Origin of the sequence: Pseudoalteromonas espejiana DSM 9414, from assembly GCF_002221525.1 — a bacterium.
In the GTDB taxonomy this organism is placed as follows: Bacteria; Pseudomonadota; Gammaproteobacteria; order Enterobacterales; family Alteromonadaceae; genus Pseudoalteromonas; species Pseudoalteromonas espejiana.
On sequence record NZ_CP011028.1, the window covers coordinates 427,446 to 441,899 of the forward strand.

9 protein-coding genes are annotated in these 14,454 nt (G+C 41.7%); 7 read left to right on the forward strand and 2 right to left on the reverse strand.

Annotation, left to right across the window (positions count from 1 at the left end):
- From rng to tldD, 4 genes are read left to right on the forward strand one after another with little or no spacing between them, the layout of a single operon-like run.
- The gene (gene rng / locus PESP_RS01920; protein ID WP_089346529.1) at positions 1-1,473 is read left to right on the forward strand and encodes a ribonuclease G; all 1,473 of its coding nucleotides are present in this window, start codon (positions 1-3) and stop codon (positions 1,471-1,473) included.
- Positions 1,473-5,330 carry a YhdP family protein gene (locus PESP_RS01925; RefSeq protein ID WP_089346530.1) on the forward strand — a complete coding sequence of 1,286 codons (3,858 nt, stop codon included), beginning with the start codon at positions 1,473-1,475 and terminating at the stop codon, positions 5,328-5,330. Before rng ends, PESP_RS01925 begins: the two co-directional genes overlap by 1 nt.
- Entirely contained in the window at positions 5,327-6,154 is an 828-nt protein-coding gene (locus tag PESP_RS01930) for a carbon-nitrogen hydrolase family protein (RefSeq protein ID WP_089346531.1), read from the forward strand. The genes PESP_RS01925 and PESP_RS01930 overlap by 4 nt, the downstream gene beginning before the upstream one ends.
- Positions 6,151-7,590, forward strand: coding sequence for a metalloprotease TldD (tldD, locus tag PESP_RS01935; protein ID WP_089346532.1), 1,440 nt, complete (start codon positions 6,151-6,153; stop codon positions 7,588-7,590). Before PESP_RS01930 ends, tldD begins: the two co-directional genes overlap by 4 nt.
- A gap of 52 nt (positions 7,591-7,642) precedes the next feature.
- On the opposite strand, the gene PESP_RS01940 is transcribed toward tldD, so the two are convergent.
- Both PESP_RS01940 and gorA read right to left on the reverse strand, forming a co-directional pair.
- Positions 7,643-8,479 carry a mechanosensitive ion channel family protein gene (locus PESP_RS01940; protein WP_089346533.1) on the reverse strand — a complete coding sequence of 279 codons (837 nt, stop codon included), beginning with the start codon at positions 8,477-8,479 and terminating at the stop codon, positions 7,643-7,645.
- A gap of 115 nt (positions 8,480-8,594) precedes the next feature.
- On the reverse strand, positions 8,595-9,956 hold the full coding sequence (gorA, locus tag PESP_RS01945) for a glutathione-disulfide reductase (RefSeq protein ID WP_089346534.1): 1,362 nt from the start codon (positions 9,954-9,956) through the stop codon (positions 8,595-8,597).
- Positions 9,957-10,192: 236 nt separating this feature from the next.
- Between gorA and prlC the strand changes: the two genes are divergently transcribed.
- From prlC to PESP_RS01960, 3 genes are all read left to right on the forward strand, one after another.
- On the forward strand, positions 10,193-12,244 hold the full coding sequence (gene prlC / locus PESP_RS01950; protein ID WP_089346535.1) for an oligopeptidase A: 2,052 nt from the start codon (positions 10,193-10,195) through the stop codon (positions 12,242-12,244).
- A 131-nt stretch (positions 12,245-12,375) separates the two neighbouring features.
- The gene (locus PESP_RS01955) at positions 12,376-13,557 is read left to right on the forward strand and encodes a response regulator (RefSeq protein WP_089346536.1); all 1,182 of its coding nucleotides are present in this window, start codon (positions 12,376-12,378) and stop codon (positions 13,555-13,557) included.
- A gap of 50 nt (positions 13,558-13,607) precedes the next feature.
- Entirely contained in the window at positions 13,608-14,363 is a 756-nt protein-coding gene (locus tag PESP_RS01960; protein WP_089346537.1) for a class I SAM-dependent methyltransferase, read from the forward strand.
- Positions 14,364-14,454: the final 91 nt, after the last annotated feature.

A 14,454-nucleotide genomic window follows, 5' to 3' on the forward strand; every position in this document is an offset into this window, starting at 1 on the left:
ATGAGTACAGAATTACTAATAAATGTCACGCCAAGTGAAAGCCGTGTTGCCCTAATAGAAAACGGTGTACTACAAGAAATTCAGCTAGAGCGAATTGGTAACCTAGGTATTGTTGGTAACATTTACTTAGGAAAAATTAGCCGCGTACTGCCAGGTATGCAAGCTGCGTTCGTAGATATAGGCCTAGAAAAAGCCGCTTTTTTACATGCATCAGATATTGTTAATAGCGCTTCAATTGTTGAAGGAGTAGACGACGAGCCGATTAAAAAAGTACAAGATATCCGTGAGCTTGTGCGCCAGGGTCAGTACATTATGGTGCAAGTGGTTAAAGACCCACTAGGTACTAAAGGCGCTCGCTTAACTACCGATATTACTATTCCTTCTCGTTATTTAGTGTTTATGCCAGATGCTACTCATGTAGGTGTAAGCCAACGCATCGAAACAGAAGAAGAACGCGCGCGCCTTAAAAAAATAGTAGCAGAATACGGCGACGACAATGGCAGCTTTATAGTACGTACAGCTGCCGAAGGTGCAAGTGAAGCCGAGCTTAGGCACGATGCTGAATTTTTACGTAAACTGTGGCAAAAAATTGTATCGCGCCGTAAAAAAACTAATAAAGCCAGTATATTACATGAAGACCTTACACTTGCCTTTAGAACCCTGCGAGATTACGTAGGTGAAGATATGGAGCGCATTAGGGTCGACTCTAAGCTTACTTATCAAGAGCTAAAGTTATTTACTGAAGAGTTTGTACCTTTGCTTTCTCAAGCACTTGAATATTACCCAGGCGAGCGCCCAATTTTTGATTTATTCGATGTTGAAAACGAAATTCAAAAAGCGCTGCACCGCAAAGTTACGCTTAAATCAGGTGGTTATTTAATTATCGACCAAACCGAAGCAATGACCACGGTTGATGTAAATACAGGCGCGTTTGTAGGGCATCGTAATTTAGAAGAAACCATTTTTAATACCAACGTTGAAGCCACATCAGCAATAGCACGCCAACTACGACTGCGTAATTTGGGCGGCATTATTATTATCGATTTTATCGACATGATCAGCGAAGATCATAAACGCAGAGTATTACACTCACTAGAGTCGGCGCTATCTAAAGACCGTGCAAAAGCCAATATTAACGGTTTAAGCGCACTAGGTTTAGTTGAAATGACCCGCAAACGTACTCGCGAAAGTCTAGAGCATATATTATGTGATGTGTGCCCAGCGTGCTCTGGTCGTGGTTCACAAAAAACAGTTGAAACCGTGTGCTACGAAATACTGCGTGAAATAGTGCGTGTTAACCGCGCTTATGATGCCGACAAATTTATGGTTTATGCAGCCCCAGCTGTAAGTGAAGCTTTACTCAATGATGAGTATCACAACCTTGCTGAGCTTGAACTATTTATAGGAAAACAAGTCAACATTCAAACAGAGAGCCTATACAGCCAAGAGCAGTTTGATGTGGTAATGATGTAATGAAAGCCAAAGCGGTCTGTTTTTTTTGTTTTAGAAAATTATGGCAAACCTGCGCCATAATTTTAGTATTACTGGCCGTGATTGTTTCTATTTTAAAGTACACCCTACCTTATGCAAACGACTACAAAGGCGATATAGAAACCTACCTGCACGACAAATTTGCCATTAGTCTTTCTATAGGCGCTATCTCTGCTAGCTGGCAAGGAGCAGGCCCTGCACTCGTTTTAGAAGACCTGTCGTTTAAAGATAACGAAACAGCACCAATCTCTCTTACTATTGCTAAAACAAGCCTAGAGCTCAACTTATGGGAAAGCATTAAAACCTTTCAACTTAAGTCAAACTACTTTGTGATTAACGGTTTTCATACCAGTGTAAATATTCAAAACCTGTTTAATAATACCAATAACGAAGAAGTATCGTTTGAGCAAAAAGAGCTAATAGAAGAGCTATTTTTAGGTGATACAGGCCACTTTGCAATTGAAAACTCTAGCATTAACTTTATTTTAGAAGATGGTAGAGAGCGAAAGTTACTGCTAGAGAATATAGTATGGCAAAACCAAGACGAGCAGCACTTAGGCAGTGGTAGCCTTGCTTTACCCGGTATAAGCGTTGGTAGTTTTGATGCGCGCATAGCTCTAAGCGGCAAAACCATAGAGCAAATAGCGGGTGATATATACGTTCAAGCTAATAATGTTGATGTGTCAAACTGGCTTGCACAATATATAAATACCGAAAAACAACAGCTCCATACAGACATAAATTTAAAGTCATGGTTAGCGCTTAAAAATGGCTTTATAAGTGACGTTAAAATGCAATGGATGCCAAGCTTTGTTCGCTGGCAGCATAATGCTCAAACTAAACAGGTAAGTTTAAGTGAAGGCGGGTTTCACTTATTCCCAGAGCAAAAATCGTGGCACTTAAAAAGTACCGGCTTAGCATTTAGTAATAACGACAAAACATGGCCTAGTTTAGAGTTTGAAGCAAAGCTGGGTAAGCAAAACAAAGTATGGCTACAGCAAGTTGATTTAACTTTGCTAAGTAATTTAGCATCGTTAACTAATTTTGATGCCTTACAGCCTTTTTTAAACCGCCAGCCTAGCGGCTTTATAGACCAAGCCTACCTTGAGCTCAACCCAAAAGAGCAATGGCAGTTATGGTTTTCTGCTAATAATATTGGCTGGCAGGAAGTTGCAGGTATACCAGCCGCTCAAGCGCTCAGAGTATCTGGCCTTGTAAACCAAAGCCGGGGCCGCATAGACCTATTTGGTGAAAATGGCACTTTAATTACCGGCGAGAGTTTTAGTAAAAACATAGATTATAACCAGCTTAACGTTGAGCTAGATTTAGCGAAAACAGAGCAGTATTGGTCTGTAAGTAGCGATAATATTTGGTTTGATAACAACGAAATTACACTTGCGGCAGAGCTAAATTTAACCCTGAATGACGAGCCACGCCTCGATCTTTACGCTGAAGTATTTGCAGAAGACGCAAGCATTGCTGGGCACTATTTTCCGTTAAAAGCCATGAGCCCTAAGCTTGTTAGCTATTTAAATGGTGCCATAAAAGGGGGCGATGTATCTAAAGCACAAGTGCTGTTTGCTGGTCCTTTATCTGGCTTTCCTTTTACCGACGGTAGCGGCCAATTTGATGTGCTAGCGCAAATAGATAACGCAACGTATGAGTTTGATCCTAACTGGCCTGTGGTCAATAATGCCAATGTGCAGCTGCATTTTGCCAACGAGCGAATGGATATTTATAGCCAGCAAGGGCAATTGGTAAATTTAGATTTAGGCAAAAGTGTACATGTGAGTATTGCCGATTTAATGGATGCCGATGAGCTCGTCGTACAAATTGATAAAAAAGCGCCAATGGAAAAGCTCCATGACTTTTTTGCCGCGACGCCTATTGCCGAGCCATTGGCTAATATTTTTGAAGTAATACAAGGCAAGGGCGAAGCTGATGCGAGTGTAACGCTTTTAATTGGCTCTAAATTTAAAGGTGGTGCTAGCGTAAGCGGTAAAGTAGGGCTTAATAACTTACCACTTTATATTGCCGCACCAGGTATTGAGCTGGAAAAGCTAAACGGCGAGTTAAGTTTTGAAAACGATATTATAAGCTTAAAAAATGCCACAGCTACGTGGCTTGGTATGCCGCTGACGATTGACTACACCAGCCAAAACGAAGCTAAAAGCTATCAAGCCAATATAAATATTAAGGCATTGTTAGATGCAAAAACATTAACAGACAAAGCTCAAGGTGTATTAAATGGTTATTTAAGCGGGCAGAGCGAAGTGGATATTGGGCTTGCGCTTAATTTTACTGAGCAAGGCTTTAATTATCGGGCTCAGGTAAGTTCAGCGTTATTAGGTTTAACCAGTACATTGCCTGCTCCTTATAGCAAAACAAGCGATCAGGTATGGCCGCTGGATGGCGTAGTCCAAGGCGATGATATTTCTAATCTAATAACTGCTAATGCTAATGAGCAGTTGTATTTTAATGCCATTTTAGAAAACGGCCAGCCGCAATTTAGCAATATGCATATTGTACTAGGCAAGCAAGATTTAGGGCTTAATCAAAAAGATTTGAGCGTAAATATTAACCTAGAGCAAACTCAGTTAGACAAATGGATTGATCTGATTGATCAAATAATTAAAGCGGCTCAATCAAAACCTGATCAACAAGCACCTGGCATTATGCCGCCATTAAACGAAGTCGTCGCGAATATTAAACGCGTAAATGCCAGCGACATTATTTTCAACGATTTTGAAATGCGTTTAGCGCCTATGCAAAACGACTTATTTTTAAAATTGAATGCTAAAGAGCTCAGAGCTGGCGTGTTTATTCCAACGTCACAGCCTAGCCAACCTATTCGTATTACTAGCGATTATTTGAGGGTTAACTTTGCACCCCATGTAGAAGAAGATATTGAGGTTACCGATATATTGCCCGAGCAAAACCTCACGTGGCTTAATAACGTACCGGCTATAGAGTTTGAATGTGCCGATTGCAAAGTGGCTAGTTATCAACTTGATAAAGTAAGTGCTTCATTGGTTGGTGAAGGAGATAGGCTCTCTATTTCTGAGCTGGTTGTTGATAAGGGCGATCATATCTTACGCACTCAAGGTCAGTGGCAAAATGGCTTAACGCAATTAAATGGTGAGCTGAAAAGCGACGACATAGGCGCCCTGTTTAATGAGTTTGATATAACTACCGCAATAAAAGACTCCAAAGCTGATATTAACTATAACCTTGCATGGCAAGCAGCACCTTACGATTTTGATGTTCCCAGCTTAAGTGGTGAGGTTAAATGGGATTTAGGCGAAGGCCATATTGCAGAAATTAGCGATGGTGGTGCGCGTGTATTTTCATTACTTAGCCTTGACTCATTAGTACGTAAATTAAAGCTCGATTTTAGAGATGTCTTTTCAAAAGGTTTTTTTTATAACAACTTGCAAGGTTCAATGCAGCTTGAAAAAGGCATTGCATACACAAAAGATACAAAAATGGATGGCGTACCTGCCGATTTAGCTATTAAAGGGTATGCTAACCTCAACACCCTTGAAATTGATTACGACCTAGCCGTTGCGCCTCAAGTAACCTCGAGTATTCCAGTTATTGTGGCGTGGATGGTTAACCCAGTAACTGGGCTTGCAGCACTTGCGCTTGATAAGGTGATTCACTCAGCCAGAGTAATCTCGGAGATCAACTTTAAAGTCACCGGCAAAATGAACGATCCGGTTGTGCAAGAACTCGACCGTAAAAGCCGAGAAGTTACCTTACCACAAGCTGCGCAAAATCAGCCACAAGCTTCGAGTACGCTTAAGCTTAAAGATGCTGCGCCAACGGCTACACAATGAATACAGCAAACGCGCAAATAGTTGCTTTGCAAATGTGCTCAGGCACAAACCCAGAGCAAAACATGCAAGCGCTCACACAAGCATTAAATGAGCTACCGGTAACACGGCCCATGCTAGTATGTTTACCAGAGGCGTTTTTAGTTTTTAGTAAAAGTGGCCAGGATACCTTAGCCATTGCTAAAAAGGCCAAGCAGTATAAACAGCAATTAAGCGCTCTTTGCCAAAAACATAATATTTGGTTAAATGCCGGCACCATACCTGAGCCGTATAATGAGCATAAATATTTTGCCGCTTCGCATTTATTTAATAGCCAAGGCAAGTGTGTTGCTACATATAATAAAATGCATTTATTTGATGTTGATGTGGCCGATAAAACCGCAAGTTACCGAGAGTCAGACTTTACGCAAGCAGGCAATGATGTTGTCGTTGTCGCCACGCCATTTGGTAAAATTGGCTTAACAGTATGTTATGATCTGCGTTTTAGTGGGTTATTTAACGAACTTGTCCGCCAAGGCGCTGAAATTATTTTAGTTCCTAGCGCCTTTACAGTGCCTACAGGGCAGGCACATTGGTTAGCGTTACTTACTGCTCGCGCGATAGAAACGCAGTGCTATGTAGTTGCAGCCGCGCAGGAAGGGACGCATCAAAATGGCCGCCAAACATATGGCCACAGTATTATTATTTCACCGTGGGGCGAGCAACTAGCAGCATTGCCGAGCGGGATTGGGCTTATAAGCGGTCACGCAAACTTAAGCCAGTTAAATAAAATTAGAAGAGATATGCCCGTGCAGTCTCATCAACGATTTAGAGAGCATTTATTATGAATTCGGTTGAACAGCATTTATTACACGACAGCCAGCTAAATCGAGAAGAACTCGAAAAAACGCTTGGGTATATTCATCAGCATAAAGTGGATTACGCCGATTTATACTTTCAATCTAGCCACCACGAATCGTGGGTATTAGAAGACGGCCTAGTAAAAGAAGGCTCTTACAATGTAGAGCGCGGCGTAGGCGTACGTGCTGTGAGCGGTGAAAAAACCGGTTTTTCTTACTCTGATGCAATAAACCTAGAAGCGTTAAACAAAGCAGCTACTGCAGCGCGCAGTATTGCAGACGCTGGCGAAGACAAAGCAATTAAAGTATTTAGCGATGTAAAAGCAAAAGAGCAGTTTGCACCGCATCAACCTATTTCAAGTATGAGCGATAGCGATAAAGTTAGCTTACTGCGTGAACTTGAAAACTACATTCGTGAACTTGCACCTGATGCAGAGCAAGTTATTAGCTCTATGTCGGCCGTTTATGAAGAGGTATTAATTGCAGCAAGTGATGGCACATTTGCTACCGATATTCGCCCACTTATTCGTTTAAACTGCTCTGTACTACTTGAAAAAAATGGCCGCCGTGAACGTGGCGGTGCAGGCGGTGGTGCTCGTTTAGATTACGGTTACTTTAAAGAGCTTGTTGAGGGTAAACCTCGCTGGATGGGCTTTGCTGAAGAGGCTGTACGCCAAGCTAAAGTAAACTTAGAGGCTATTGATGCGCCAGCAGGTACTATGGAAGTTGTACTTGGCAATGGCTGGCCTGGCGTTTTATTACACGAAGCAGTAGGGCATGGTCTAGAAGGCGACTTTAACCGTAAAGGGGCGTCGGCATTTAGCGGCAAAGTAGGGCAAAAAGTAGCCTCTGAGCTATGTACTGTCGTTGATGATGGCACAATGGCTGATCGCCGTGGTTCACTTAACGTTGACGATGAAGGCACACCAGCGGCTTATAACGTACTTATTGAAAACGGTATTTTAAAAGGCTACATGCAAGATAAGCTCAATGCACGTTTAATGGGTGTAAACCCAACGGGTAATGCACGCCGCGAATCATACGCACACTTACCTATGCCGCGTATGACTAACACTTACATGTTAGGTGGTGAGCACAGCCAAGCCGATATTATCAGCTCAGTTAAAAAAGGCGTATTTGCCCCAAACTTTGGCGGCGGACAAGTTGATATTACCTCAGGTAAGTTTGTATTTAGCGCATCAGAGGCGTACTTAATTGAAAACGGTAAAATTACCCAGCCAATTAAAGGTGCAACGCTAATTGGTAACGGCCCTGAAGTGATGCAGCATATTTCTATGGTGGGTAACGATTTAGCGCTAGATAAAGGCGTTGGCGTATGTGGTAAAGATGGCCAAAGCGTACCTGTTGGGGTGGGTCAACCAAGTCTGAAAATTGACCAGCTAACGGTAGGCGGTACTGCCTAGTAAATAATAAAGCGCAAAGTAATTTACGCTTTAAATATTATATAAGCGAGGCTTAAGCCTCGCTTTTTGTTTCTTTGTTTTTCTTCGCTTCTTCGTACCACAAAGCCATAAAACACTCTGTTAGTTTATGCTCTATTTCAAGTGCTTTATTTGTGGGGCAAAACAGCGTAAAACTTGCTTTAAACTCGCCTAGCTCCGTTGTACCAAAGTGAATCACTGGTGCAGGGCCCGATATTTTAGCGTCTAGTTTTCGCTCTATCATTGAATTATAACGTGTTGCCACATCCTGAAACTCTTCACAATAAAGCTTAGCCTGATTGACTAATTCGTCATGAATAACGTACGGGTTAAAGCTCTCTCTTCGTACTATTGTAAAGTGGTGCGTTACAAAGCGCTTTACATAGTTAAGGTTTTTTATTGAGCTGGTGATTAGCTTATTATTAGGAATGTAAATGGTTTTACGTGAAAACTGATAAGTATGCATGTCTATTTCGTGCATTGTTGTTTTAACCCAGTCGGTTTCGGCAACTTCACCAAAATAATCACCTACCTGAATCCAATCGCCCACTCTAAATGGCCGTGTGGTCACTAAATAAAAAAAGCCAATAACGCACTGAATAAACTCGCGCGTAGCAAGTACAATGGCAACAGCAAAGGCTGCAATCGAAAGCGCAAAATTTTGAATTTCGGTAGACCACACAAACAGCAGCGACAACACCATTACAAAATTAATAAAGTGCTTTATGTTGTGTGTAATGTAGCGAATGTCTTTTTCTTTTTTTTCTGCGCGATTTCTTGCAAGCTTATCAACGAGTACTTTTAGCACAAACGCAATGGCAAGCACGAATAGCGACACTAAAAAAGGGTGCATGAGTATGTCTTTAATCATAATTTCCAAGCTGGTGTAGTTTTATACGCACAAGTATATGAATTAACTAAAGCATTAAGCAAATAAAAAGCCCTTACTACGCAAATAGTAAGGGCTTTTTAACAATGCTTTGCTATTAGCGCATTGTTACAAACTCTTCAGACCCTGTAGGGTGCAGTGCTACAACTGCATCAAAGTCAGCTTTTGTTGCGCCCATTTTCATGGCAACAGCAAAACCTTGAATCATTTCATCAACCGCAAAGCCAATGCCGTGTAAGCCAACAACTTTTTCTTCAGGGCCTACACATACAAGTTTCATTGCACATGGTTGGCGGTGCTGCGTAACTGCAGTGTACATAGCGGCAAAGCCCGACTTGTACACTTTTACGTTTTCTTCACCGTGGCGCGCAATCGCTTCTTGCTCGGTTTCGCCAATAGTACCAATAGGCGGGTGGCTAAATACTACCGTTGGTACTAAGCTGTAATCCATTTTTAAATCGTCAGGTAGTTCTTTATTGAACAAGCGCTCTGATAACGTACGCCCTGCTTTAACGGCTACTGGCGTAAGCTCAATACCGTGTTCAATAATATCACCTACAGCGTAAATACCTGGCACGTTTGTGTTTTGGTATTCATCAACTTTTACGTAGCCTGAGCTATTTAGCTCAACACCTGTTGCTGCAATGTTGATTACATCGGTGCTTGGCTCACGACCAATGGCCCAAATAACTTGGTCAACATTTTGGCTATAACCATTTTCAAAATGAATGGTTAAGCTACCATCGCTTTCTTTAACAACTTCTTTAGGCGAGCATTCGGTGTGAAGCGTTGGCCCTTCTTTTTTCATTATCTCTACGAGTGTATCAACCAGTAAGGTATCAAAGTTACGCAGTGGAGCATGTTTACGTACAAACAAGTGTGTTTCTGTACCTAGCCCATGTAATACACCAGCAAGCTCTACGGCAATGTAACCTGCGCCAATTACAGCTACGCGCTTAGGCTGCTCTTTTAGTTCAAAAAAGCCGTTTGAATCAATACCGTATTCTGCACCAGGAATATGAGGAGCATGCGGGCGACCACCTACTGCTATTAAAATATGGTCTGCAGTGTAATGTTCGCCATTAACTTCAACTGTTTTGTTATCTACAAATTTAGCAAAGCCATTAATTACGGTAACGCCGTTACTTGCAAGGCCGTTATCGTATCCTTTATGAATGCGGCTAATGTAGGCTTCACGGCTTTCAACTAATTTACCCCAATCAAAGCCTTTTACTTCTACGTTAAAACCGTAATCAGGTGCATATAAGTTAATTGCTTCAGCAACTTGAGCGCCGTGCCACATTACTTTTTTAGGCACACAACCTACATTTACACAGGTGCCACCCATGTGCTTTGCTTCAATAAGAGCTACTTTAGCGCCACGCATTGCAGCACGGTTAGCAGATGCAATTCCGCCGCTACCACCACCAATTGCAATGTAATCAAAATGCTGAGCCATGTTTAATCCTCAAAAAATATATTTAACTATAATGTGCCGATGATAGCATATGCTAAGTGCAAGTCACCCAACGCGGTGCTGTAAAAACCGATAAATACAACAAACGAAATAGTTTATTATGGCGATCAGTTAATCACGCTTTTTATCCTAAGCTATAACAGACCCCTTAATCGAGGCTTGTATTTCATCGTTTTGCCCCAACTTCAAATTCATAGTCAATTAAATTGAGAAAATTCATGAGCGAAGCACAAACAAATCCACTCATTGGCCTAGAAGGCTTACCACCATTTTCAAAAATAAAGCCAGAGTACGTCGTGCCGGCACTAAAACATGGTATAGAGCAATGTCGTCAAGCCATTGACGATGTACTCGCTAAAGGTTCATACACGTGGGATGAGTTAGTGCTACCACTTGAAGAAGTGGATGACAAACTGTCGCGCTTATTTTCGCCGGTTTCTCACTTAAACTCGGTGATGAACAACGATGAATTACGTGAAGCTTACGAGCAATGTTTACCGCTTATTTCTGAGTATTCTACGTTTGTTGGCCAGCATCAAGGTTTGTATAAAGCCTATAACGCGCTTTACAACAGCGACGAATTTAAAACACTAAGCACGGCTCAGCAAAAAAGTATTACTAATGCACTACGTGACTTCAAACTTTCGGGTATTGCTTTAGCAGCTGACGAGCAAAAGCGTTACGGTGAAATTAGTGCTCGCTTATCAGAGCTTGCTTCTAAATTTGGTAATAATGTGATGGATGCAACACTTGCATGGCATAAACACATTACCGACGAAAGCCAATTAGCAGGGTTACCAGAGTCTGCTTTAGCGCTTGCTGCTGACACCGCTAAAAGTAAAGAGCTAGAGGGTTGGGTATTCACGCTCGACTTTCCATCTTACTTGCCAGTAATGACTTACGCAGATGACCGTGAATTACGCAGAGAAACCTACACGGCATTTTGTACCCGCGCGTCTGATCAAGGTCCAAACGCCGGTGAATACGATAACTCAGATATTATGAAAGAAGAGCTTGCGCTTCGCCATGAGCTAGCGCAGCTATTAGGCTTTAATAATTACGCTGAAAAATCTCTTGCGACTAAAATGGCTGAATCACCAGCTCAAGTATTTTCGTTTTTAGAAGATTTAGCGGCTAAATCTAAGCCTCAAGCAGAGCAAGAAGTTGCCGAGCTAAAAGCGTATGCAGAGCAAAAGCATGGTATATCAGAGCTTCAAGCCTGGGATTTTGGTTACTACAGCGAAAAACTAAAGCAAGAAAAATACGCTATTTCAGATGAAGTACTGCGCCCGTACTTCCCTGCAAATAAAGTACTTAGTGGTTTATTTGAAACCGTTAACCGTTTATTCGGTATTACGGTTAAAGAAGTCAACGATTTTGATAGCTACCACAGCGATGTGCGTTTTTTCGAAATTTACGACAGCAGCAACACATTACGTGGCCGTTTTTACCTAGACTTATACGCACGTGAGCGCAAGCGTGGTGGCGCGTGGATGGACGACTGCATGGGCCGTAAAGTACGTGCCAGTGGAGAGCTACAAACGCCTGTAGCTTATTTAGTGTGTAACTTTAATAAAGCCGTAGGCGATAAACCTGCGCTATTTACACATGATGAAGTAACCACATTATTCCACGAATTTGGCCATGGTATTCATCATATGCTTACTCAAGTAGATGCTGCGCCCGTTGCCGGTATTAATGGTGTAGCGTGGGATGCCGTAGAGCTGCCAAGTCAGTTTTTAGAAAACTGGTGCTATGACGAAGAGGCGCTTAGCTTTATTTCAGGCCACTTTGAAACAGGTGAGCCATTACCAAAAGAGTTACTTGATAAGCTACTAGCAGCTAAAAATTATAACTCGGGTATGCAAATGCTGCGTCAAATTGAGTTTTCGTTATTCGATTTTAAAATTCATAACGATTACACAGCGGGGCAAGAGTGCCAAATTCAAGCAATACTAAACGATGTTCGTAGCCGTACATCGGTTGTTAATCCGCCTGAATTTAACCGTTTCCAGCACGGTTTTAGCCATATTTTTGCCGGTGGTTACAGTGCGGGTTATTACTCGTATAAATGGGCTGAAGTACTTTCGGCCGATGCATTTTCTAAATTTGAAGAAGAAGGCATTTTTAATGCCGCCACTGGCCAAGCCTTCTTACAAAATATTTTAGAAAAAGGCGGCAGTGAAGAGCCAATGGAGTTATTTAAAAAGTTCCGCGGCCGCGAGCCAAACGTTGATGCCTTACTGCGTCACAGCGGTATAGCTGCATAAACAACTACTTAACCTTATAAAGCGCCTATATGGCGCTTTTTTTATGTTTTTTAATATATTGGCCATTTGTTTTTAGTAATTTTAACCTCCCGTACTATGCTTTGTGTATACGCAGCAAAATGGACTAGGGCATGGCAAAGTTGGTACTAACAATTGATGACGATTTATATGTGCATCGAATTATTGAAGAAGCTTTAGCGGGCTTTTGTAAGCTTATTCACGCTAAAGATGGCGAACAAGGATTTAAGCTAGCCAAAAAGCACACACCCGACATAATTTTACTCGATATAGAAATGCCTGGTAAATCAGGTTATGAAATTTGCCAAGCTTTAAAAGAAGATGAACTTACACACGATATTCCTGTGATGTTTTTGTCTTCAAAGGTTGAGCTAACAGACCGCGTAAAGGGTTATAGTGTTGGCGCATCCGACTACATTACTAAACCCTTTAATACCGAAGAGCTTATGGCGCGCATAAAAGTGCTTTATGAGTACCGACAGCAATGTGTAAAACTTAAATATGATGTAGCTAAAGCACAAAATACAGCGGCTATGGCGTTAGCTGAGTCGGGAGACATGGGCCGTATAGTAAGGTTTGTAGGGCAAAGTTTTCACTCACATAACTTTCATTCATTAAGCGAGCACTTACTTGCATTTTTTAGCCCATTTAATTTAGATGTGGTGGTGGTTTTTTGGTATCAGGGGAGTAGCTTTTTTTATAGCTTAGAGTCGGGTGTGTGCCCGCTTGAGCAAGAGCTATTAGATCAACACCGAAACGCAACTCGATTTGTTGATATTGGTAACAGCACCATTATTAACTACCCAAAAATATCATTACTTATAAAAAATATGCCTGTTGATAACCGTGCACTTTACGGACGTTACAAGGATTTATTTCCGCATATTCTTGAAGTTACAAATGAAAAGGTCGTTGCTATGGAAAGAAACGAAAACAGCTTTGAGCAAGCCACGCAAATTAGTACTGCACTGCAAGACATAGTAAAGCAGTTAAACAGCCAAAATATTGCCCAAAATGACTATGCAAAACAGTTTATAGAGCAATTGCATGAATTGGACTGCGCTATAAAGCAACAGCAAATACAAACAAACACCGCCGACTTAACTTTGTATATGTCGCAGCTAGATCACACTATGGAGCTATTGGTTTCTGCAAATAGTGATTTAGCCTTTATTAAATATCAGCTTAAGCAAGTAACAGAAAGCCGTAACGAGTTATTGTGTAACCTGCGTAGTAAAGTAGAGCAGGCAAGTGCACAAAGCCTAGCTCACCAAAGCGATATAGAGCTATTTTAGTGCGTTAACGCTTGTTATACTGCAGCTGAAATTTATCGTCGGAGTGTGTAGTGGTTATTCAGTGTGCTTTTAAAGAGTTGCGCCCATATTTAAATGAGCTAGAAACGCGTTTTAACTTGGCTCAGTGGGCGCAAAGTTGCAGTGGTTTTAGCCTACATTACGACGAAACCGGCCTAAATTTACTTAAAACTGATGAACCCAAGCTCGCTGCTATAAACGTAGATTTTGTAACAGGGGCTGTGGCGCACAGGCGTAAATTTGGTGGCGGCAAAGGGCAGTCTATAGCTAAAGCGGTAGGCTTAAATAAAGGCGCAACGCCGGTAGTATTAGATGCAACGGCAGGCCTTGGCCGAGACGGCTTTGTATTAGCCTCCTTGGGCTGTAAGGTAATACTGCACGAGCGTCATCCCGTAGTAGCGGCATTACTATTTGATGGTTTAAAACGTGCCTATGACGATGCTGAAATTGGTCCTTGGATGCAACAAAATATGAGCTTAGTGTTCGGCTCAAGTCATACTTTGTTGGAGCAATGTGAGAGCATGCCCGATGTAGTGTATTTAGATCCTATGTTTCCACATCGTGAAAAATCAGCGTTAGTTAAAAAAGAAATGCGCGTATTCCAAGAACTTGTTGGCGCAGACACCGATGCGGACGACCTACTCGATTTTGCCTATCCACTTGCCAGTAAGCGTGTTGTTGTAAAGCGCCCCGATTACGCCCCATTTTTAAATGACAAAACGCCTAGCATGCAAATTAAAACAAAAAAGAACCGTTTTGACGTTTATGTAAAAGCGGCCATGGTTTAACTGTATTATTCATATTTTGATCGGGTTTAAGGATCTAGGATCTTATTGCTATTTTATGTTAGAATTCGCGCAATTTTTTGGCATAGCAAAG